This window comes from Mobilicoccus caccae (genome assembly GCF_030161635.1).
GTDB lineage: Bacteria > Actinomycetota > Actinomycetes > Actinomycetales > Dermatophilaceae > Mobilicoccus > Mobilicoccus caccae.
Window position 1 is genome coordinate 2,428,188 of record NZ_BSUO01000001.1, and the last position, 19,902, is coordinate 2,448,089.

Sequence of the window (19,902 nt, forward strand, 5' to 3'; positions counted from 1 at the left end):
CCGGCGACGATCAGGCCCAGCCCAGGGGGCGCGGGTATCGTGGGGGTCGTGCGCGCGCCGCCCCGGGTTCCGGCCAGGGCCGACCTGGCGGCGACACCCCCTCCACGCCCACTGCACAGACCGCACCCACAGACGACACACCATTCAAGGAGATGTCGCCCATGCTTCGTCAGCGCCTCGCAGCCGTCCTCGTCACCGTTCCACTCGCCCTCGTCGGCTGTTCCGCGAACGGGGGCGACTCCCCGCCGGCCCCCGCCGCCACGACCGGCGCCCAGGAGCCCGGGGCCTCTCCCAAGCCGGGTGACGAGGTCGATGCCGCGGCGTTCTTCGAGACGACGCAGAAGGCGATGCTGGAGGCCAAGACGTACGCCATGACGATGACCATGCAGACCGCCGGCGACACGATGACGATGACCGGCACCGGCGACCTGTCCGACCAGAACCGCCCCAAGGCGGACATGACGATGTCGGCCGGCGGCGGCGCGGGCAAGATGCGCATGATCATGGACGGCGAGTCCGTCTTCATGCAGATGCCCGGCGTGGCCCAGGGCGGCAAGTTCGTCAAGATGCCGATCGAGGCGCTCAGCCAGGCGGGTGGACAGGACCTCAGCAAACTCATGAACCCGGCCGAGAACCTCAAGCTGACGCAGCAGGCCGTCGAGAAGGTCGTCTACCAGGGTCCTGAGGACACCGGCGGCGAGCAGTTGCAGCGCTACGCGGTGACGATGAACCCGCAGAAGCTGCAGGGCGGGCTCAACACCGCCGCGCCGACCGCCGGCGCCACGGCTGCGCCCGAGTCCATCCCCTACGACGTGTGGGTCGACGACGCCAACCGCATGCGCAAGATGACGATGTCGCTGCAGGGCACCACCATGACGATGACGACCGACAAGTACGGCGAGAAGGTCGACATCGTCGCTCCCCCGGCGGCCTCCATCACCCAGATGCCGGGCCTGTCCGGACCGGCGCCGTCGGCACCCGCGAGCCCGTCGACGCCGGCGACGCCCGCGGCTCCGACGAGCTGACCTCAGGCCTCGGAGAAGCCGTCCAGGCCCTCGCGAGGCTCGCCCCACTGCGTCGTGCACGAGGTGACCCGTCCGGGGCGGCGGGTCGTGCTCGGGGACTCCCGCAGGAGTTCCTCCAGGCGCTGCACGTCGGCGCGGGGTCCCTGTGCACACACCTCGACACGCCCGTCGATGAGGTTGCGGGCGTACCCGGCCAGGCCGAGTTCGAGGGCCCGCGAGCGGGTCCACCAGCGGAAACCCACCCCTTGGACGGATCCGGACACGAAGACCGTCGCGCGGGCGATGTCGCTGCTCATGCTGTCCACTCCTGGTGCGTCGGGGCCGCCCCCACGATAAGGCGGCGATCCACCTGAAACAGCACCTGAGGTCTGAGACAGCGGCGCACGCGCCCCTGTCTCGACGTCACGCCCTGTCCGAGATCGGCCCTGACCGCCGGCGGGGTGCACGACAACTAGCATCGAACCGGCGTCGCGATGATCGGCCGTCCTGGGAGATCGCCTGCACCGGCGCGGCTCCCGGCCGGAGTCACCGACGTCACGTCCACCCCTAGGAGGCCCCCGTGTCCCTGCTCGACCACGCCATCTGGTGGCACGTCTACCCGCTCGGCGCCACCGGCGCTCCGCTGCGCGATCACGCCCCGGACCAGGTCAAACACCGCCTGTCACGCCTGGAGCCGTGGCTCGACCACGCCGTCGAACTCGGGTGTTCCGGCGTGCTGCTGGGGCCGGTGTTCGCCTCGACCTCGCACGGGTACGACACCCTGGACCACTTCCGGCTCGACCCCCGTCTGGGCGACGACGCGGACTGGGACGACTTCGTCGAGCAGGCCCACGGACGCGGGCTGGCGATCATGCTCGACGGCGTGTTCAACCACGTCGGCGCCGGCCACGAGCTGGTCGAGAAGGCGCGCTCGGGCGAGGCGGACGACGGTGGAGGCTCGATGATCCGGCTCGTCGACGGTCGCCCCGCGGACTGGGAGGGCCATGGCGACCTCGCCGAACTCGACCACGCCGATCCGCGGGTGGCCGACCTCGTGGAGTCGATCATGCTGCACTGGCTGCGCCGGGGAGCGGACGGCTGGCGCCTCGACGTCGCCTACGCCGTGCCGAGCGAGTTCTGGGCGAGGGTGCTGGGCCGGGTGCGCGCCGAGTTTCCCGACGCGATGTTCCTCGGCGAGGTGATCCACGGCGACTACGCCGAGATCGCCGCCGCCGGCACGCTGGACTCGGTCACCCAGTACGAACTGTGGAAGGCGATCTGGAGTTCACTGGCCGACCGCAACATGTGGGAGCTCGCCGCCGCCCTCGAACGCCACGACGCGTTCTCGACGCAGACGATGATGCAGACCTTCGTCGGCAACCACGACGTCACCCGCATCGCCACCCGCGTGGGCGACGAGGGTGCCGCGCTCGCGGCCGTCGTCCTGCTCACGCTGCCGGGCATGCCGAGCATCTACTACGGCGACGAGCAGGGGTTCCGCGGCGACAAGGGCGAGGGGTTCGCCACCGACGACGCGCTGCGTCCCGCGCTGCCCGACTCCCCCGCCGACCTCGCGCCCGAGGGCTGGTGGCTGCATCGGCTCTACCAGGCCCTGATCTCGGTGCGGCGACGCAACCCTGGATCACCCGCGGCGCGGTGAGCGTGGAGGAGAAGACCAACACCACGATCCACTACCGCGTCACGGGCGAGGACCACCGCCTCGACGTGCGGATCGACCTCGAGAACACCCCCTCGGTGCGGGTCGGCGTGGATGGGGACGAGGTCTTCACCTGGTCGCAGTGAGCCAGGGGTGGTGATGGGCTGAGCCGGACGTGGCGATGAGCCCGGTCAGTGCGACGCTGCGGCGGGTGCCACCTCGAACGGGCGGTAGAGCCTCTGCCCTTCGTGCTGCACGTGCAGGGTGAGGGTGCCGAACTCCCAGCGCGGACGCACGTGCCCTCCGGTGAGGATCTCGGCCGTGACGTCCAACGCCGGAGCACCGATCTCGGTGACGTGCTCGATGGCCGAGGCCTCGACGATCTGGCCGACGGTCATCGTGCCGACGAGGGATTCGACGCCGGGAAAGTGGACGCAGCGCCCCGCGATCCGCAGCAGCCGTTCGTCGATGGCCGCCCTGGTGGCCACGAGAGCGTGACCGTCGCCCACGGAGTGACGTCCGACGGTGCACGCGAGGGCGCCGTGCCGACGCACCACGGCCGAGCACATGCGCCACAGCTGCCACTCCTGGGCGCCCGCCCCCGAGATCGTCGCGACGACGTGCAGGTCGCCGGCGGCCGTGATGATCCGGTGGGTGTCGACGAAGAGGAGTCCGGGGTCCACGCCCACGGATCTCGCCTCGGCCACCACGTCGTCGGCGAAGCAGTCGGCGCGGGTCCGGGCGACGGGCCCGAGATCGATCCCGGCGACGGGGAGCATCGAACGCACGAATGACCCTCCCCCGCTTCCGATGGAAATTCCACTGTGAACGTGCTGGTGGACCGCACGCGTGCATCGACGTGAACGACACGTGAACGACGCACCGCGGTCTCCTCGACTTCGCCCGGGGGCGGCCGGATCGGTCGCCGGTGGGTGGGCCTACGGTGGCGCCCATGAGCATCGGTTGGGGTTTCATCGGAGCCGGACGCTTCACACCGAAGGTGGTGGGGGCTGTGGCCGAGGCCGACGGGCACGATGTCGTTCGCATCGGCGCGCGAGACGTCGATCGCGCCCGGGCCATCGCCGACGATGTCGGCGCGGCGGCCGGCACCTATGAGGACGTGTGGTCCGACGATCGGGTCGACGTCGTGCACATCACCACCACCCATCCCTTCCACGAGGAGCAGGCCCTCGCGACCATCGCGGCGGGCAAGGCCGTCGTCGTCGAGAAGCCGCTGGCGCTGCATCCCGCCTCCGCCGAGCGCATCGCCGACGCGGCCCGCGACGCCGGGGTGTTCGCCATGGAGGCCATGTGGTTGCGGCATCAACCCCTCATCCGCGAGGTCATGGACCTGGCCCGCTCCGGTGAGATCGGGGAGGTGGTCTCGGTCCAGGCCGACTTCGGGGTCTCCACCTCCTACGACCCGAACGACCGCCTCTTCGACCTCGACAACGGCGGCGGCGCACTCATGGACCTCGGGGTCTACGCCGCGGCGTTCGCCTGGCCCTTCCTCGGTGCTCCCGACGTCGTGCAGGCCACCGGGCGGCTCACCCCCGAGGGGTCGGATCTCACGGCCGCCATGCAGTGGGGGTATGCCGACGGCCGCTTCGCCCAGCTCACCTCGACCTTCACCTCCCCCAGCCCCGGGCGCGCCCTCGTCACGGGCACCCGCGGCTGGATCGACGTCGACCCGCACTTCGCCAAGGGGCCCACCCTGGCCCGCGTGCACTCCGGCGGAACCACGCGGGAACTGCGGGCGCCCTCACGCCGCTACGTCGACCAGGTCGAGGAGGTCGGGAGATGCCTGGAGGCCGGGCTGCTCGAGAGCCCGCATGTGCCGCTCGCCGACTCGATCGGCGTGATCGACGTGCTCGCCCGGGCGCGGGCCGAGCTCGGCGTGCGCTACCCCGGCGAGCCGGCCTTCACCTGATCAGACGCGGGAGGCGCGTGGCCGCGGCTGGCAGCGAGGGCAGGAGAAGGAACTCCGGTTCATGAAGATCTCGCGCCGGATCGGTGTGCCGCACCGCCGGCAGGGTTGGCCTGCCCGGCCGTAGGCCGCGAGGGACCGCTCGAAGTAGCCCCGTCGCTCTATTGCGTTCGCTTCGAATAATGCGAATAATCGTGGTGAGAGAGGAGCCACCATGACAACCCTGACACTCGCGGCCATCCAGCCTGACGAGTCCGACATCAACACGGCCGTCGAGGCGCTGCCGCACGTCAAGGAGTACCTCGCCACCCACACCGACAGCGTCATGCGGCTCGTCGTCGCCGACGAACCCGAGGAGATCCTCGTCGTCCCTCGGGGCGCGGTCGAGCTCCTCGCCCGCGTGCTCGGGCACATGGCAGCCGGAGAGGGTGTTTCGGTCGTGCCTGCCCACGCCGAGCTCACCACCCAGCAGGCCGCCGAACTGCTCAACGTCAGCCGGCCCTACCTGATCGGTCTGCTCGACGTCGGCGACATCGAGTACCGCAAGGTGGGCAAGCACCGCCGGATCAAGGCCCAGTCCCTGATGGCCTACATGGCCCGGGACGAGCAGGAACGTCGGGAGGCCGCCGACGAACTCACTCGACTGAACCAAGAGATGGGTCTGCTCTGAGGTGGCCTTCGTCGTTCTCTACGACGCCAACGTGCTCTACCCGAGCACACTCCGAGACCTGTTGATCCGCGTCGGCCAGGCTGAACTCGTCCACGCCAGGTGGACCGACGACATCCTCGACGAGGTCTTTCGCAACCTGATCGTGAACCGGCCCGACCTCGACACGCAGAGGCTGGCCCGTACCCGCAAGCTGATGAATCGGGCCGTTCGCGACTCCGCGGCCGTCCAGCGCATCGCAGACTCACGCGAACGTCCGCCGGCGTCGTTCGCCGACGTCCTCGCCATGCTCGAACGCGACGGCCTGGTGGAATCATCAGCCGCGCTCCGCCAGTGAGTGCTGGTGCGTCGCATGCTTGGTCGGGGTGAGGCTGAAACACCACGCAGGTGAGCGCCCCAGGGAATCCGGGCAGAGGCGGGGCTGTCAGATGATCGACGTGCTCGCCCGGGCGCGGGCCGAACTCGGCGTGCGCTACCCCGGCGAGCCGGACCTCACCTGATCAGACGCGGGAGACGCGTGGCCGCGGCTGGCAGCGAGGGCAGGAGAAGGAACTCCGGTTCATGAACATCTCGCGCCGGATCGGTGTGCCGCACCGCCGGCAGGGTTGCCCGGCTCGGCCGTAGGCCGCGAGGGACCGCTCGAAGTAGCCGCTGTTGCCGTTGACGTTGACGTACAGCGCGTCGAAGCTCGTGCCGCCGGCGTCCAGGGCCGCGGCCATGACCTCCTGGGCGTGCACGAGCAGACGTACGAGTGCGGGCTTGGTCAGCCGATCCGCCGGACGTTCCCCGTGGATCCCGGCGCGCCACAGCGACTCGTCGGCGTAGATGTTGCCGATGCCCGAGACCGTGCCCTGGTCCAGCAGGATCCGCTTGATGCCACTGGATCGGCGCTTGATCGCCGGGGCGAGGAGCGCGGGATCGAAGACCGTCTCGAACGGGTCGGGGGCGATGTGCCTCACCGCGTCGGGGATGCCGTGGCGGTGCTCGCCGGACCACGGGTCGTCGATGAGGTCGTGCAACGCCAGACCGCCGAACGTCCGCTGGTCGACGAACCGCAGCTCGGGACCGTCGTCGTCGAAGGAGAACGTCGCGTGCTGATGGGCCCGCGCGGGGGCATCGGCGTGCTCGACGAGCATCTGCCCGCTCATCCCGAGGTGGACGACCAGTCCCTCACCACCGTCGAGGGCGAGCCACAGGTACTTTCCGCGACGATCGGCGGCGAGAACCTCCCGGCCGACGAGGCGATAGCTCAGATCCCCCGGGCCGGCGACGTGCCGCCGCGCCACACGGCTCCCGCGCAACACGGCGTCGGAGATCCGCCGCCCCACCACATGGGCGTCGAGGCCGCGGCGGACGACCTCGACCTCCGGGAGTTCAGGCACGCTCCGGAGGCACCTCGGCCGACAGCACGGCATCGGCCCGGCGGGTCAACTCGGTCCACGCCGCCTGGGCCGCCTGCTGCTCGGCCTCCTTCTTGCTGCGACCGGTGCCCTGCCCCAGGCCCTCGTCGCCGACGACGGCGGTGGCCGTGAACACCTTCTCGTGGTCCGGCCCCTCCTCGGTCACCCGGTACTCGGGCATCCGGTACCCGTTGGAGGCCGCGAGTTCCTGCAGGCTCGTCTTCCAGTCCAGACCCGCGCCGAGGCGCGTGGAACTGGCGAGTAGCGGGTCGATGAGGTGGTGGACGAAGACGCGCGCCCGCTCCAGGCCCTCGGCCAGGTACACGGTGCCGAAGAGCGCCTCCATCGTGTCGGCCAGGATGGACGCCTTCTCGCGGCCGCCCGTGGTCTCCTCGCCGCGACCCAGCAGCAGGTAGTCACCCACGTCGAGCGTGCGCGCCGCCTGCGCGAGGGCGCGCATGTTGACCACGGCCGCCCGCAGCTTGGCCAGTTGTCCCTCGGCCATGTCGGGGTGATCGGCGTACAGGGACTCGGTGACGACGAGGCCCAACACCGAGTCGCCGAGGAACTCCAGGCGCTCGTTGTTGGGCACGCCACCGTTCTCGTACGCGTACGAGCGGTGTGTCAGAGCATGACGGAGCAGCGCCTCGTCGAGACGCACACCGATGATCCCCTCGATGTCGGAGGCGAGGTCGGCCGGCGGCCTGGGGCCGCTCTGACCGGTCCTCGATCCGTCCTTGACACCCATCAGGGGCCGGCTCAGTTCTGGAGCTCGGAGCGCTCCGCCTCCGGGTAGTGGCGCCCGGCGTAGGTGCCGCAGGAGGCGCAGGCCATGTGCGGCTGCTTGGGCGAGGCGCAGCGGGGGCACGACGTCAGCGTGGTCGCCGTCGTCTTCCACTGGGCGCGACGCGAACGGGTGTTGGAGCGCGACATCTTCCGCTTCGGGACGGCCACGTCAGTTCCTCTTCTCTTCGGTGTCGGCCTCCGCCAGGGTCTGCAGCGCAGCCCAGCGGGGGTCGATCGCTTCGTGCTGGTGGGTCGGGTCGTCGGCGAGGCGCTGGCCGCACTCGGAGCAGAGTCCGGGGCAGTCCTGCCTGCAGACGGGTTGGAACGGCAGTGTGGGCACCACCGCATCCCGGAGCACGGGCTCCAGGTCGAGCAGGTCGCCCTCCATGAGGGTCGGTGAGTCCTCGTCCTCGTCGTCGCCGACCTCGCGGTGGTGGGCCGCGCGATCGGGGTAGGCGAACAACTCCTGGAAGGTGACGTCGACGGGGTACTCGAGGTCGTCCAGGCACCGCACGCACGCACCGGAGGCGGTGGCGTGCACGGTGCCGCTGGCGAGGACACCCTCCATGACCGACTCCAGTCGGAGGTCGACCTCGAGCGGCTTGCCCTCGGGGACGGCCAGCACGTCGGTGCCGAAGTCGACGGGAGCCGGCGCGTCGACCGACTCCTCCACCATCGCGCCGGGTCGACGCACGAGACGCCTGGTGTCGATCACCAGGGCGCTGTCGCGCGTGGAGCTGGTCATGATGGGTCTGCCTTCGACGATCGGGGCTGGTTTCGGGGTCTCGCAGGCACGGCGAAAGACGACGTACGGGACCGACCGTCAACTCTAGCGGAGCAGGCCGTGAGAGTCACAACCGGCGCGACCCGCCCACGACCGGCCGACGGCGTCGTTCGGCTGCGACGACCTCCGCCGCAGACCTCGCAGCCGGCCCGATCGAGGCAGTGCGGCGTCAGCGCGCGCCCAGCCTGGAGAGCACCACGCTAGCGGCGGCGCGCAGACCGACCTGCAGCGTCGGATCGGCCACCGGCGCGAACGCGGGGTGGTGGTTGCCCGGCACCGGTTCACCGGAGTCGAGCACCTCGGCCGGGTATCCGCCGTAGAACCAGAACACCGACGGAACACCGAGCGCGGCGGCGAGGTGTCCGAAGTCCTCACTGCCGGACTCGGGTCGGCCGACATCCGCGTTCTCCTCACCCAGCTCGGCCCGCAGGACCTCGAGGACCCGCCGACTCTCCTCCTCGTCGTTGACGCAGGCGGGGAACCGGCTCAGCTCCTCGATGTCGGCCTTCGGGGCTCCCGAGGCGAGCACCTCGCCGTCGATGACCCGTCGGATGCCCGCGAGGACCGTCTCGCGGACCTCGGGGGCGAACGTGCGCACGTTGAGGGCGAGTTCGGCGGAGTTCGGGATGATGTTCTCCTTGAACCCGGCGTGGAAGGTCCCCACGGTGAGCACGGCCATCTCCCGCGGGTCGACGGAGCGCGAGACCACCGACTGCAGCCGGGTGACGACGTGGGCGCCGAGCACGATCGGATCGATGGAGACGTGCGGCTGGGAGCCGTGCGCCTGCCGCCCGTGCAGCGTCACCTTCCAGCTGTCCGCCATCGACAGCGCGGTACCGATCGGGACCGACACGGTGCCGGCCAGGCCGGGCATGACGTGCTGGCCGTAGACGACCTCGGGACGCGGGGCGCGGTCCCACAGGCCGTCCTCGACCATGGCCTTGGCGCCCGCGCCGATCTCCTCACCGGGCTGGAAGACGAGCACGACCGTGCCGGACCAGTCCTGCCGCTGCTCGACGAGGAGGCGGGCCAGGGCCAGCCCGACGGCCGTGTGGGTGTCGTGACCGCAGCCGTGCATGACCGGGACGACCTCACCGCTGGGAGGGTTCCGGTGGCGGTGCTGCTCCACTCCAGTCCGGTGTCCTCGGCGATGGGCAGCCCGTCGGTGTCGGCGCGGAAGGCCACGACCGGGCCGGGACCGTTCTCGAGGACTCCGACGACCCCGGTTCCGGCACACCGGAAGTGCTCGACGCCGAGATCGGTGAGGCGTGCCTCGATGTAGGCCGCGGTCTCGTGCTCGGCCATGCTCAGCTCGGGGTGGGCGTGCAGGTGGCGGTAGTCCGCCTCGAGCTCCGCGATCAGCCGCTCGTCGATTCCCGTCACCACCGGTCAGTCCTTGCCCAGACGCTCGCGCAACGCCTCGGCGACCGCGGGGGTGACGAAGCGGGAGACGTCGCCGCCGTAGCGCGCGACCTCCTTGAGCAGCGAGCTCGACACCTGGGCGAACTCGGGGTCGCTCGGCAGGAACAGGGTCTCGATGCCGGCCAGGTGGCGGTTCATCACGGCCATGGGCAGCTCGTAGGCGTAGTCCGTCTCGCCCCGCAGGCCCTTGACGATCGCGCCGGCGCCCGTGGTGCGGCACACGTCGACGAGCAACTGCGCCTCGAACGTCATGACGCTCACCCCGTCGAGGTCGTCGACGTCGGCCTCGATGAGCGCGACCCGTTCCTCGGGGGTGAACAGGCCCGTCTTGTTCGGGTTGATGAGGACGGCCACCACGACCTCGTCGTAGAGGTTGCGGGCGCGCCTGACGACGTCGAGGTGCCCCAGCGTCATCGGATCGAAGGAACCCGGGCAGACACAGCGCGTGATGCTCACGATCCGAACGTAGCAGCGCAGGTGGCTCGCCCGGTGGGGGCGACGCGGCAGATCGGGCTCAGGCCGCCTGGGCCATGGACAGGTGGCTGCGCACGAGCACCGGATCGGGGTTCGTGCAGGCCTCGCCGTCGGGGAGGATGACGGTCGGCACCGTCTCGGCACCGCCGTTGATGTCGCGCACGAACGCGGCCGCCTCCGGGTCGGACCAGATGTCGACCCAGGTCGCCTGGCTGCGCAGCGACCCCAGGCGCATCCGCAGGCGCGTGCAGAAGACGCATCCCGGTCGCCAGTAGATGATGACGCGGCCGTCCCGCACCAGTTGCGCCTGGGCCTCCCAGTGCCGCGCGGTCTGTGGCCGGCGTTTGGGCGCCACCATCAGCGCGAGACATCCGCAGAGCACGAGAGCGACGACGGCGACGAGCACCCAGTTGAGCAGGAGAAAAAGGAGGTGAGCAGCACACCACCGCCGACGACGGCAGCGGTGTTCCACCACTGGGCACGTTGGGACCTACTCACGGGAAACGAGTCTAGGTCGCCGATGGTGGGTCCCCACACCGGATCGGCTGAGGGAACGCCTTCTTCATCGACCTGTGACCTGGGCGAGTACGGTTCGAGACGTCCACAGGACGTCCACGAACCGGGGTCACGCCTCCTGGGCCGTCTCGCTCTCGGCCCGCGGATCTCCCTCGCCCGCAGCGGCCGCCGCAGCCTCCGCCCGATGGTCCGGCGCCGCCGGTTCCGCGTACCAGAGCGCCGTCTCGCCGTGCGTCTTCGAGGCGAACCCGACGAGGGCGGCGGGCCAGCTCGGCTCGGGCGATCGGGAGGACCGCTCGACGACGACGACGGCGTCCGGGTGCAGTCGCGGGGCCAGGTGGGAGAGCACCTCGGCCAGCCCCTGCTCGCCGAGGTCGTACGGGGGGTCGAGGAACGCGAGGTCGTACTCAGGCCCGTCGGTCTCCCGCCGTAGGTAGGCGGCGGCATCGGCGACGACGACCTGCGCGGAGGCGCCGAGCTCGGCGACGTTGCGGCGGGTGACCCGCGCGGCACCGCTCGCCTTCTCCACGAGGACGGCTCGCGCGGCGCCGCGGCTGAGCGCCTCCAACCCGAGGGCTCCCGAGCCGGCGAACAGGTCGATCACCACCGCGTCCTCGAGCACACCCAGGTGATCGAGGCGGGAGAACAGGGACTCCCGCACCCGGTCGGTCGTGGGACGCGTCGCGGCTCCCGTGGGGGTCGACAGGCGACGCCCCCGAACCGGCCGGAGATGATGCGGGTCATGCGACCTCCTATCCGCGCGTGAGGAACTCGGCTGCCTCGTCGTCGACCATCCGCAGGACCATGTCGCGCAGCCGGGCGTGCCCGTCGAGCGACGGGTCCTCATCGAGGAGGGCGGCGGCGTCCGCGCGTGCCGAGTCGATGATCTGCGCGTCGTGAGAGAGCCGGAGCACCCGCAGCGTCGAGCGGCCACCGCTCTGGCGCGCACCGAGGATGTCGCCCTCGCGCCGTTCGGCGAGGTCGATGTCGGCGAGCGCGAACCCGTCGGTGAGCTCGGCCACCGCACGCACCCGACGCTCGGCGGACTCGACCTGGGTGCGGGTGACCAGCAGGCACAGGCCCGGCGCGCTCCCCCGGCCGACGCGACCGCGGAGCTGGTGCAGTTGCGAGACGCCGTAGCGGTCGGCGTTCATGACGACCATGACCGTGGCGTTCGGCACGTCAACACCGACCTCGATGACGGTGGTGGACACCAGGACGTCGATCTCGCCGGCGGCGAACGCCGTCATCACCGCGTCCTTCTCCTCGGCCGGCAGACGCCCGTGCAGCACGCCGACGCGGACCCCGGCGAACTCCGGCCGCGCCGTGATCTCGGCGGCGACGTCGTCGACGGCCGACAGGTCGCTGATGACGAACTCCTCGCGCGGGTCTCGCGCCGACGCGGTGTGCTCGGGGCCGAACAGGGCGCACTCCTCCCCCGCCGCGAACCCGTCCGCGTCGTCGCCGTCGCCGTCGTATCCGGTCAGCAGGTCGGCGCCGTCGGTCTCCTGGCCGCCGGAGTCGATGCGCGGACACACCACGTAGGCCTGATGCCCCGCGGCGACCTCCTCGGCGACCCGCGACCAGGCCCGCTCGTACCAGCGAGGGTTGTCCACGACGTGGGTGGCGATGGGCGCGCGGCCCGGCGGCAGCTCACGCATGGTCGAGACGTCCATGTCGCCGAACACGGTCATCGCCACCGTGCGGGGAATGGGCGTGGCCGTCATGACCAACAGGTGCGGCTGACCGGTCGCCTTGTCGCTGAGGGCATCCCGCTGCTCCACGCCGAAGCGGTGCTGCTCGTCGACGACCACGAGTCCCAGGGCCGCGAAGCTCACCTTGTCCTGGATGAGGCTGTGCGTGCCCACGACGATGCCCGCCTCACCGGAGGCCGCCTCCAGCATCGCCTTCTTGCGCGCCGCCGTGGACATGCTGCCGGTCAGGAGCGTGACCCGCGTGCCACCGGCGTCCCCACCGAGCAGCCCCGCCTCGGCGAGGTCTCCCAGGAGCCCGGTGATCGAGCGGTGGTGCTGTGCGGCGAGGACCTCGGTGGGTGCCAGGAGGGCGCACTGGCCCCCGGCGTCGACGACCGCGAGCATCGCCCGAAGGGCCACGAGCGTCTTGCCCGAGCCCACCTCGCCCTGCAGCAGCCGGTTCATCGGCTGCTCACACGCGAGGTCGGCGGCGATCTCGCGACCGGCCTCCTGCTGCCCCGGGGTCAACTCGAAGGGGAGCCGCTCGTCGAAGCGGGACAGCAGACCGCCCGAGGCAGCGGTGCGCGGCACCGCCACACCCGCCCGGGCGGCCCGCCGTCGCTGGCCCAGCACGATCTGCATGGCCAGCGCCTCGTCGTAGGCGAAACGTCGTCGCGCGAACCCCACCTCGGCCCGGGCGTGCGGCACGTGACGCATGCGCATCGCCTCGGCGAACGTCGGCAGTCCGTGCTGCTCCCGGATGTCCTGCGGAAGGGGCTCCTCCATCTCGAGGGCGTCGACGCACAGTTGGGCGCAGTGACCCACCGACCAGGGCGGCATGCCCTTGACCTCGCGATAGTGCGGGATGAGGCGGCGGTCGAGCGTGATCTGCGAGGAGGGCGGCGGGGGTCCTCGAGGAGGTCGTACAGCGGGTGGGCGATCTGCCGGCGGCCGTTGAACTCGGTGACCGTGCCCTGGAAGAGGGCGCAGACCCCCTCGCGGAGCCGGTCGGCGTGACCGTGCGCGGTGAAGAAGACGATCGTCAGCGGTCCGTGCTCGGTGTCCACATCGGCGGTGAGCATCTTCTGCCCCGGGCGCCCCGAGCGCATGACCTTGATCTCGGCCCGCTTGATACGACCCGCGATCACCAGGTACCGGCCGGGGTACAGGCCCTCGAACGTCGTGGCCACCTCGGAGAACCGTGTGGGGAAGAACCACAGCAGGTCCTCGACCGTCTCGATGCCACGGGCGGAGGCGAGGTTCTTGGCGTACTTCTCCTCGAAGACCCTGCGCAGCGGGGTGTCGAGCGTGACGGAGTTCAGCGGCGGCAGTCGCGTGGGCAGGGGCACGCCCGGCAGGTGGACCACGCCCGCCAACGGCCCGTGCTCGCCGGTGTGACCGGCCAACCGCGCCGCGCCCTTGCTGCTGCTCTTGCGCTTGCCCGCCGTGCCCCCGCCACCGGCACGAGGTCCCGAGCTCGCCATCACTCCACCCCCACCAGCAGGTCGTACACGCTCTGCCCGCCGTCGCAGACCTCCACCTCGACGTCGGCGATCGTGGCGACGACGGCCGCCACGCGCTCCCCGAGACCCGATGCCGCCTCGCCCTCCACGAGGGTGACGAGCTCGGCCTCGTCCTGCATGAGCGTGCGCACGACCTCCACGGCCACCTCGCACGCGTCGTGCCCGAGGTGCAGCACGCGGTCGTCGACGAAACCCAGGACGTCTCCCGGCTCGCAGTCGCCCGCGTCGGTGCGCGCGGCGGTCGTGGCCGTGGCCACCACGCCGTAGCGCACGGCGTCGGCGGCCTCACGCATGCGCTCCTCCGACGCCGCGTCGGCGGGGTCGAAGACGGCGACGGCGGCGAGCCCCTGCAGCAGGTGGCGGGTGGGGACGACCGAGAGCTCCACACCGCTCTCGGCGGCCACGTCGCGCGCCGCTTCGGCCGCGAGGACGGCGTCGGCGTCGTCGGGAAGGACCACGACCCTGGCCGACCCCGTCGACCTGGCCGCGGCGGCGATCTGCGCCGGAGTCACGCGCTTGCCCGGGCCCTCGTGCACCACGGCGGCCCCGGCCTGCTCGAAGAGCCCGGCCATGCGCGGCGCGCTCACACAGGCGACGACGCCGAGCACCGTTCGCGCGTCACGGCGGTCGCGGGCGGCGCTCGCGGCAGTCGCAGAGCTGTGTTCCGGTGCAGCGCAGGCGTCGACGACGGTCGTGGCGTCGCCGGCGAGCAGGGTGATGCGGATGCCGTAGGGACGCCCGACCTCCAACCCCGCCTCGACGGCCGCTCCCGCCTCCGCGGTGTGCACGTGCACCGTGCGCAGACCGGCGTCGCCGGCCACGAGGACGCTGTCCCCGAGGGAGGTCAGCCTCGCCGCCAGACGGTCGGAGGCCGCGTCCTCGACCCCGTCGAGCAGGTACATGACCTCGAACTGCGGTCCGCTCACCTCCTGCTCGGCCACGAACGTCGCCCCCCGGGGAGCGCTCTCGTCGCCGTTGACCTCGACGGCGGCATCCGGATCGGCCACCTCGCCGTGCACGACCGCCCGCAGCGCGTCGAAGACGACGACCAGGCCCGCCCCACCCGCGTCGACGACTCCGGCGCGGGCCAGCGCGTCGAGTTGTGTCGGAGTGGCCGACAAGGCCTGCCGCGCCGCACGGCAGACGCTGTCGACGACCGCGACCAAGGACGCGTCACCGGAGTCGACCTGTGCGCGCGCCGCCTGGGCCGCGGCCCGGGCGACGGTGAGGATCGTGCCTTCCACCGGGTCGGTGACCGCCCGGCGGGCCCGACGATCGGCCTCGGCGATCGCCGCCGCCAGCAGGGGGCCGTCGATGCCCCGATGGTCGGTGTCGGCGTTCTCGGCCGCGACGCCGGCCAGCCCGGCGATGAGCTGGCTGAGGATGACCCCGGAGTTTCCGCGGGCGGAGAACAGGCTCGACCGGGCCAGCGCGGAGACGCCGCCGACGATGCCCAGCACCTGCGCATCGCCCTCGCGGGCGCGGGCGCGGGCGATGAGGGACTCGACGAACCCCTGGAGCCCGGCGTCGAGGGTCAGGTAGAGGTTGGTGCCGGTGTCGCCGTCGGGCACCGGGTACACGTTGAGCGCGTCGAGCCGGTGACGGTGGCGTCCGAGGTCGTCGCGTGCACGGAACAGCCAGCGGCGCAGGGCGGCGTCGTCGAGGACGTCGAGACCTGCGGCGACACCGGAGACCCCGGATGCGCCGGCGACACCTGAGGCGTCGGGGACGCCCGGGACGTCGGGGGCCGCGCCCTGCGGTGTGGTCGACTCGGTCACGGACACATCCTCACATCCCGCACCGACAACCATCCCGAACCACCGCCGACCGGCGCCGATGAGGGTGCGGAGCAGCGCCGACGGGGTCGGGTGAGCCCAGGAATTTGGGGGCGACCGATGCCGTGGCGTACGCTGGGCCGGTTACCTCCGGCCGATGGGCGCGCACCTGAGGACATCGAATCCAGATCGACTTTCGACGTGCGCCCGAACTCACCGGGCCGGACCCGTTCTCGAACGATCATGAATCTCCAGGAGTGACCAGTGGCTGCCACCTGCGACGTCTGCGGCAAGGGACCGACCTTCGGTCACAACATCTCGCACTCGCACCGGCGCACCAACCGTCGTTGGACGCCGAACATCCAGAAGGTTCGCGCGTTCGTGGGCGCCGAGGGCAAGACCCCGAAGCGTCTCAACGTGTGCACCTCGTGCATCAAGGCCGGCAAGGTCGCGCGCTGACCGTTCGACGGTCGGTCCTCGCCTTTCGCGCCTGACGGCTCTCGGCGCCGGGACATCACCTGCGGGTGACCCGGCGCCTTTGTCGTGCCCGTTTCAGGCGCGCGCGGCGCGCACACGGCGCGCGAGATCGGCGAGGTCGGTGGTGTCGAGATCACCGCCGATCCCCCGCAGTCCTGCCACCACCGCTCCGGCGCTGCGGCCCGCACTGACCCCGGCGGCGCTGTCCTCCACGACGAGACAGGCCGCGATGTCGACGCCGATGCGCCGGGCTCCCAGGAGGTACCCCGCCGGGTCGGGTTTGCCCTCGGCCACCTCGTCGACGGGAACGAGGTCGGGCGCGTCGATGCCCGCGGCGCCGAGCCTGGCCTCCGCGAGCGCGCGGTCGGCGTTCGTCACGACCGCCCAGGGCAACCCCAGCTCGCGCAGCATCTCCACGAACTCCGCCGCGCCCTCGGCCGCGACGACACCTTCGAGGTCCTCGGTCTCGCGGCGCATGTACTCCTGGGCCTCGGCGGCGATGGTCTCCTCGTCGAGGTCGGGCCGGAATCGCCGCATGGTGGCGTCGGAGGTCGCTCCGTGACACACGGCGACGACGGCCTCGGGGTCGACGTCGTACGCCGTCGCCCACGCCCGCCACTGTCGTTCCACGGCGGCGTCGGAGTCGACGAGGGTCCCGTCCATGTCGAGCAGCACCCCTCGCACGTCCCGCAGTGCGTCGTCCATGGGTCCTCCTCGTCCGTGGGTGGCGATCGCCGGTCCGACCGCTCCCTCGTGTCGCTGCCCGTCACGACACCCCTCACCGGGAGGTGTCGAAGTGGTCCCAGCCTCCCCCACGCCGTGGCTCGCCACCGACCCGGACCCCCGCCCCCAGCTCGTCGACCGGCCCCACCGTGCCCAGGACGTGCCAGCCGTCGGGCGCCTCGGCGAACGTCGCGAGCAGCGAGTGCTCCTCCCCGCCCGTGAGGACACAGGTGAGGGCCTCCTCCGCTCCCACCGCGGAGGTCAGCGCGTCGACGTGCGGGGCGAGCGCGGCCGGGTCCAGGTCGATGACGACGCCACTGGCGCGCGCGACCCGGCCCGCGTCGCGCACGAGTCCGTCGGACAGGTCGATCATCGCGTGGGCTCCGGCACGGGCGGCTCCCGGGCCCTCGGACAGCGGCGGCGCGGGACGCCGGTGGATGGCGACGAGATCGGGGGCGATCTCGCCGCGCCCGGTACGCAACAGCGCCCAGCCCGCCCCGGAACGTCCGAGACCGCCCGCCACCGCCACGACGTCACCCGGTCGAGCACCACTGCGCAGCACCGGATCTCGTCCCTCGGTGGTGCCGAACGCGGTGATCGACACCATCACCGTGCCGTCGTCGGCCCCGGACAGGTCACCTCCGACGACACTCGTCCTGGCCTCCCGGGCCGCCTCACCGATCCCGCGGGCCAGGTCGGTCACCCACGCCATCGACGTGCCCGCATGCGCGGCCAGGGTGACGAGCAGACCCGTGGTCACCCCACCCATCGCGGCGATGTCGGCGCAGTTCTGCATGACGGCCTTGTGACCCACGTCGGCGCCGGTCGACCACGCGTCCAGCCAGTCGTGGCCGAGGACCACGGCGTCGGTCGTCGCGAGGAACCGGCCGTCCGGTGCCGCCAGCCACGCGGTGTCGTCCCCCGGCCCCACGAGCACTCCCGTCGCGGCGGAGGGTCCGTGGTCGGCACGCAGCAGCGGGAAAATGTGTTCCAGCACCTCCTCCTCGGAGACATCGGCCAGTCGGAGGTCACGGGAGTCGTTCACGCGCAGTCGTCCTCGGGGTCGGTGAAGAGGGCGGCACCACCGGGCGGCTCCGGCGGAAGCGGCATGTCTGCCATGCGCGCACGGTACCGTCGTTGCCAGCGGCAGGCACCGTCGACCCGATCCGTGCGCCTGCCGCCGCCCAGTCCGCGCCGCTCCTGCAGGAGGCACCCATGGTCCAGGCCTACGTTCTGATCCAGACCGAGGTCGGCAAGTCGAGCTCCGTCGCCGAGAGCATCCGGCAGCTCGCCGGAGTCGTCGCCACCGACGAGGTCACCGGCCCCTACGACATCATCTGCAAGCTCGAGGCCGGCAGCGTCGAAGACCTCGGCATGCTCGTGCTGGCCAAGGTGCAGGAGGTCTCGGGCATCACCCGCACGTTGACCTGCACGGTGGTGCACGCCTGAGGTGCGCGGACGTCACGTCGGAGCGGGCCTCGCCCTGCTGATGCTCGCGGGCTGCGGAGGCCCTGTCGAGGTCGCTCCGGCCCCGGCTGCGACCTCGGATGCATGCACGTCGGCTGCCTCGGCGTGGCCGGAGGAGGTGGCGGGCGCTGCCCGTGCCGACACGCGTCCGGCTTCGGGCGCCACGGCCGCCTGGGCCGCGGGCGCCGATCCGGCGATCATCGGCCGGTGCGGCGTGCCGGTCCCGGGCCCGACGACGCTGGAATGCATCGCCGTCGACGACGTCGACTGGATCGCCGAGCGCCTCGACGACGGCATGCGCTTCACCACCTACGGCCGCGACCCGGCGGTCGAGATCCTCGTGCCCGATCACTACGCTCCCGAACCGCTGGTCCTGTCCGCGTTCGGCACGGTGGCGGGCCTCGGCGAACCGACGGGTCACCGCTGCCGCTGAGCCTCCTCAGCGCAGGCCGACGCGCCGTTCGAGGGCGAGGTCGACGAGTTCGGTGATGAGCTCGGGGTAGGACATGCCGGTCGCCAGCCACATCTGCGGGTACATCGAGTGCGGCGTGAATCCCGGCATGGTGTTGATCTCGTTGAGGATGATCTCGCCGTTCTCGGTGTAGAAGAAGTCGACCCGGGCGAGCCCCTCGCATCCGGCGGCCTCGAAGGCCTCGGCGGCCATCGCGCGGATGCGGTCGGCGTCGCCGGCGGGCAGATCGGCGGGGCAGGAGAGCACCACGTCGTTCTCGGCGAGGTACTTGGCCTCGAAGTCGTAGAAGGTGTGGCCGGTCTCGACGACGATCTCGCCCAGCAGGCTCGTGCGCGGCGGTTCGTGGCCGCGGCCCTGCAGGACACCGCACTCGATCTCGCGGCCGACGATGCCCTGCTCGATGACGACCTTGGGGTCGTGCTCGCGGGCGACCTCGATGGCGGCCCGCAGGTCCTCGGGGCGCTCCACGCGGGAGATCCCGACGCTGGACCCGGCGCGGGCGGGCTTGACGAACAGGGGGAACCGCAGCTCCGACGCAGCGCGGATCGCGGCCTCCGGATCGGTGGCCCACTGGCGGTCGGTGAGCGTGACGAACGGCCCGATCGGCAGCCTGTGGCTCGACAGGACGCCCTTCATGTAGTGCTTGTCCATCATCGTCGCCGAGGAGAGCACCCCGCAGCCCACGTAGGGGATGTCGGCCAGCTCGAGCATGCCCTGGATGGTGCCGTCCTCACCGAACGGGCCGTGCAGGACGGGGAAGACGACGTCGACCTCCCCGAGTGCGGCCGCTGCACCGCCTGCCGCCACGTCGACGACGGAGCGGTCGCGGGTCGACAGCGGCATCCGGACGTCGCCGTCGCCGTCGACCTCGGGCACGTGCCCCGGCGCCAGGGCCAACGCGGCCAGGTCGCCGCCGCCGAGGACCCAGCGTCCGTCCTTGGCGATGCCGATCGGCACGACCTCGAAGCGGTCCTTGTCGATGGCGGCGAGGACTCCCGCTGCGGTCGCGCACGAGACGGCGTGTTCGGAGGAACGGCCGCCGTACACGAGGGCGACCCTGGTCTTGGTCTTCGTGGTGCTCATCGTGCCCGACAGTACTCCGCGAACGCCCCTCCACCGGGCCCTCGGGCGCCG

General features: G+C 71.6%; 25 protein-coding genes and 2 pseudogenes. 10 read left to right on the forward strand and 17 right to left on the reverse strand.

What is annotated here, in order from left to right:
- The first annotated feature begins 161 nt into the window (after positions 1-161).
- Positions 162-1,025, forward strand: a complete 864-nt coding sequence (locus QQK49_RS11855; RefSeq protein WP_284304101.1) for an SCO4651 family lipoprotein — start codon at positions 162-164, stop codon at positions 1,023-1,025.
- A gap of 2 nt (positions 1,026-1,027) precedes the next feature.
- On the opposite strand, the gene QQK49_RS11860 is transcribed toward QQK49_RS11855, so the two are convergent.
- Positions 1,028-1,321 (reverse strand): acylphosphatase, encoded by a 294-nt coding sequence (locus QQK49_RS11860; RefSeq protein WP_284304102.1) that lies wholly within the window; start codon positions 1,319-1,321, stop codon positions 1,028-1,030.
- Between the two features lie 263 nt (positions 1,322-1,584).
- Here QQK49_RS11860 and QQK49_RS11865 point away from each other — a divergent pair, with 263 nt between their 5' ends.
- Complete coding sequence (locus QQK49_RS11865; protein WP_284304103.1) at positions 1,585-2,664, forward strand: alpha-amylase family protein; 1,080 nt, start codon at positions 1,585-1,587, stop codon at positions 2,662-2,664.
- Positions 2,661-2,807 carry a type III secretion system chaperone family protein gene (locus QQK49_RS11870; protein WP_284304104.1) on the forward strand — a complete coding sequence of 49 codons (147 nt, stop codon included), beginning with the start codon at positions 2,661-2,663 and terminating at the stop codon, positions 2,805-2,807. The genes QQK49_RS11865 and QQK49_RS11870 overlap by 4 nt, the downstream gene beginning before the upstream one ends.
- 45 nt (positions 2,808-2,852) lie before the next feature.
- Here QQK49_RS11870 and QQK49_RS11875 read toward each other — a convergent pair whose 3' ends face one another.
- Positions 2,853-3,449 carry a hypothetical protein gene (locus QQK49_RS11875; RefSeq protein ID WP_284304105.1) on the reverse strand — a complete coding sequence of 199 codons (597 nt, stop codon included), beginning with the start codon at positions 3,447-3,449 and terminating at the stop codon, positions 2,853-2,855.
- 164 nt (positions 3,450-3,613) lie between these two features.
- On the opposite strand from QQK49_RS11875, the gene QQK49_RS11880 reads away from it, so the two are divergent.
- Positions 3,614-4,591 carry a Gfo/Idh/MocA family protein gene (locus tag QQK49_RS11880; RefSeq protein ID WP_284304106.1) on the forward strand — a complete coding sequence of 326 codons (978 nt, stop codon included), beginning with the start codon at positions 3,614-3,616 and terminating at the stop codon, positions 4,589-4,591.
- Here the strand turns inward: QQK49_RS11880 and QQK49_RS11885 are convergent.
- Positions 4,592-4,744, reverse strand: a pseudogene (locus QQK49_RS11885) (zinc finger domain-containing protein); the annotation flags it as partial. It abuts the gene before it with no gap.
- 58 nt (positions 4,745-4,802) lie between these two features.
- Between QQK49_RS11885 and QQK49_RS11890 the strand changes: the two are divergent.
- The 3 genes from QQK49_RS11890 to QQK49_RS11900 are packed head-to-tail and all read left to right on the forward strand — an operon-like array spanning position 4,803 to position 5,755.
- Positions 4,803-5,258, forward strand: coding sequence for a helix-turn-helix domain-containing protein (locus QQK49_RS11890; RefSeq protein ID WP_284304107.1), 456 nt, complete (start codon positions 4,803-4,805; stop codon positions 5,256-5,258).
- A gap of 1 nt (position 5,259) precedes the next feature.
- A complete protein-coding gene (locus QQK49_RS11895; RefSeq protein ID WP_284304108.1) occupies positions 5,260-5,592 on the forward strand; it encodes a VapC50 family PIN domain-containing toxin in 333 nt (110 codons plus the stop codon).
- 28 nt (positions 5,593-5,620) lie between these two features.
- Entirely contained in the window at positions 5,621-5,755 is a 135-nt protein-coding gene (locus tag QQK49_RS11900) for a hypothetical protein (RefSeq protein ID WP_284304109.1), read from the forward strand.
- On the opposite strand, the gene mutM is transcribed toward QQK49_RS11900, so the two are convergent.
- From mutM to QQK49_RS11955, 11 genes and pseudogenes are all read right to left on the reverse strand, one after another.
- Positions 5,756-6,637, reverse strand: a complete 882-nt coding sequence (gene mutM / locus QQK49_RS11905) for a bifunctional DNA-formamidopyrimidine glycosylase/DNA-(apurinic or apyrimidinic site) lyase (protein WP_284304110.1) — start codon at positions 6,635-6,637, stop codon at positions 5,756-5,758. It lies immediately after the preceding gene.
- Positions 6,630-7,403 carry a ribonuclease III gene (rnc, locus tag QQK49_RS11910; protein ID WP_284304111.1) on the reverse strand — a complete coding sequence of 258 codons (774 nt, stop codon included), beginning with the start codon at positions 7,401-7,403 and terminating at the stop codon, positions 6,630-6,632. The genes mutM and rnc overlap by 8 nt, the downstream gene beginning before the upstream one ends.
- An 11-nt stretch (positions 7,404-7,414) precedes the next feature.
- Positions 7,415-7,609 carry a 50S ribosomal protein L32 gene (rpmF, locus tag QQK49_RS11915; protein WP_284304112.1) on the reverse strand — a complete coding sequence of 65 codons (195 nt, stop codon included), beginning with the start codon at positions 7,607-7,609 and terminating at the stop codon, positions 7,415-7,417.
- 1 nt (position 7,610) lies between these two features.
- Positions 7,611-8,186, reverse strand: a complete 576-nt coding sequence (locus QQK49_RS11920) for a YceD family protein (protein WP_284304113.1) — start codon at positions 8,184-8,186, stop codon at positions 7,611-7,613.
- Between the two features lie 208 nt (positions 8,187-8,394).
- Positions 8,395-9,611 (reverse strand): annotated as a pseudogene (locus QQK49_RS11925) (amidohydrolase).
- Positions 9,612-9,614: 3 nt separating this feature from the next.
- Positions 9,615-10,097 (reverse strand): pantetheine-phosphate adenylyltransferase, encoded by a 483-nt coding sequence (coaD, locus tag QQK49_RS11930; RefSeq protein ID WP_284305893.1) that lies wholly within the window; start codon positions 10,095-10,097, stop codon positions 9,615-9,617.
- 64 nt (positions 10,098-10,161) lie between these two features.
- Complete coding sequence (locus QQK49_RS11935) at positions 10,162-10,527, reverse strand: glutaredoxin domain-containing protein (RefSeq protein ID WP_284304114.1); 366 nt, start codon at positions 10,525-10,527, stop codon at positions 10,162-10,164.
- A 219-nt stretch (positions 10,528-10,746) separates the two neighbouring features.
- The gene (rsmD, locus tag QQK49_RS11940; RefSeq protein ID WP_348536261.1) at positions 10,747-11,343 is read right to left on the reverse strand and encodes a 16S rRNA (guanine(966)-N(2))-methyltransferase RsmD; all 597 of its coding nucleotides are present in this window, start codon (positions 11,341-11,343) and stop codon (positions 10,747-10,749) included.
- Positions 11,344-11,389: 46 nt separating this feature from the next.
- Entirely contained in the window at positions 11,390-12,973 is a 1,584-nt protein-coding gene (locus tag QQK49_RS11945) for an ATP-dependent DNA helicase RecG (RefSeq protein ID WP_284305894.1), read from the reverse strand.
- Positions 12,856-13,815 carry an OB-fold nucleic acid binding domain-containing protein gene (locus tag QQK49_RS11950; RefSeq protein WP_284304115.1) on the reverse strand — a complete coding sequence of 320 codons (960 nt, stop codon included), beginning with the start codon at positions 13,813-13,815 and terminating at the stop codon, positions 12,856-12,858. Before QQK49_RS11950 ends, QQK49_RS11945 begins: the two co-directional genes overlap by 118 nt.
- On the reverse strand, positions 13,815-15,632 hold the full coding sequence (locus tag QQK49_RS11955) for a DAK2 domain-containing protein (RefSeq protein WP_284304116.1): 1,818 nt from the start codon (positions 15,630-15,632) through the stop codon (positions 13,815-13,817). Before QQK49_RS11955 ends, QQK49_RS11950 begins: the two co-directional genes overlap by 1 nt.
- Positions 15,633-15,893: 261 nt before the next feature.
- Here QQK49_RS11955 and rpmB point away from each other — a divergent pair, with 261 nt between their 5' ends.
- A complete protein-coding gene (gene rpmB, locus QQK49_RS11960) occupies positions 15,894-16,088 on the forward strand; it encodes a 50S ribosomal protein L28 (RefSeq protein WP_040158419.1) in 195 nt (64 codons plus the stop codon).
- Between the two features lie 93 nt (positions 16,089-16,181).
- Here rpmB and QQK49_RS11965 read toward each other — a convergent pair whose 3' ends face one another.
- Entirely contained in the window at positions 16,182-16,811 is a 630-nt protein-coding gene (locus QQK49_RS11965; protein WP_284304117.1) for an HAD-IA family hydrolase, read from the reverse strand.
- Positions 16,812-16,884: 73 nt separating this feature from the next.
- On the reverse strand, positions 16,885-17,874 hold the full coding sequence (gene thiL, locus QQK49_RS11970; RefSeq protein ID WP_284304118.1) for a thiamine-phosphate kinase: 990 nt from the start codon (positions 17,872-17,874) through the stop codon (positions 16,885-16,887).
- Between the two features lie 170 nt (positions 17,875-18,044).
- Here thiL and QQK49_RS11975 point away from each other — a divergent pair, with 170 nt between their 5' ends.
- Together QQK49_RS11975 and QQK49_RS11980 are read left to right on the forward strand one after the other, a co-directional pair.
- On the forward strand, positions 18,045-18,278 hold the full coding sequence (locus QQK49_RS11975; RefSeq protein ID WP_284304119.1) for an Lrp/AsnC ligand binding domain-containing protein: 234 nt from the start codon (positions 18,045-18,047) through the stop codon (positions 18,276-18,278).
- Between the two features lie 40 nt (positions 18,279-18,318).
- Positions 18,319-18,729: a DUF3515 family protein gene (locus tag QQK49_RS11980; protein WP_284305895.1), complete on the forward strand. Its 411-nt coding sequence runs from the start codon at positions 18,319-18,321 to the stop codon at positions 18,727-18,729.
- 6 nt (positions 18,730-18,735) lie between these two features.
- Here QQK49_RS11980 and QQK49_RS11985 read toward each other — a convergent pair whose 3' ends face one another.
- The gene (locus QQK49_RS11985) at positions 18,736-19,851 is read right to left on the reverse strand and encodes a D-alanine--D-alanine ligase family protein (protein WP_284304120.1); all 1,116 of its coding nucleotides are present in this window, start codon (positions 19,849-19,851) and stop codon (positions 18,736-18,738) included.
- Between the last annotated feature and the right edge of the window lie 51 nt (positions 19,852-19,902).

Excerpts from the sequence above, each read along its gene's own strand:
- QQK49_RS11855 (WP_284304101.1), top strand. The coding sequence starts at position 162 with ATGCTTCGTCAGCGCCTCGCAGCCGTCCTCGTCACCGTTCCACTCGCC.
- QQK49_RS11860 (WP_284304102.1), bottom strand. The coding sequence starts at position 1,321 with ATGAGCAGCGACATCGCCCGCGCGACGGTCTTCGTGTCCGGATCCGTC.
- QQK49_RS11880 (WP_284304106.1), top strand. The coding sequence starts at position 3,614 with ATGAGCATCGGTTGGGGTTTCATCGGAGCCGGACGCTTCACACCGAAG.
- QQK49_RS11890 (WP_284304107.1), top strand. The coding sequence starts at position 4,803 with ATGACAACCCTGACACTCGCGGCCATCCAGCCTGACGAGTCCGACATC.
- rnc (WP_284304111.1), bottom strand. The coding sequence starts at position 7,403 with ATGGGTGTCAAGGACGGATCGAGGACCGGTCAGAGCGGCCCCAGGCCG.
- QQK49_RS11920 (WP_284304113.1), bottom strand. The coding sequence starts at position 8,186 with ATGACCAGCTCCACGCGCGACAGCGCCCTGGTGATCGACACCAGGCGT.
- QQK49_RS11945 (WP_284305894.1), bottom strand. The coding sequence starts at position 12,973 with ATGCAGATCGTGCTGGGCCAGCGACGGCGGGCCGCCCGGGCGGGTGTG.
- QQK49_RS11950 (WP_284304115.1), bottom strand. The coding sequence starts at position 13,815 with ATGGCGAGCTCGGGACCTCGTGCCGGTGGCGGGGGCACGGCGGGCAAG.
- QQK49_RS11965 (WP_284304117.1), bottom strand. The coding sequence starts at position 16,811 with ATGGACGACGCACTGCGGGACGTGCGAGGGGTGCTGCTCGACATGGAC.
- QQK49_RS11975 (WP_284304119.1), top strand. The coding sequence starts at position 18,045 with ATGGTCCAGGCCTACGTTCTGATCCAGACCGAGGTCGGCAAGTCGAGC.
- QQK49_RS11980 (WP_284305895.1), top strand. The coding sequence starts at position 18,319 with ATGCTCGCGGGCTGCGGAGGCCCTGTCGAGGTCGCTCCGGCCCCGGCT.
- QQK49_RS11985 (WP_284304120.1), bottom strand. The coding sequence starts at position 19,851 with ATGAGCACCACGAAGACCAAGACCAGGGTCGCCCTCGTGTACGGCGGC.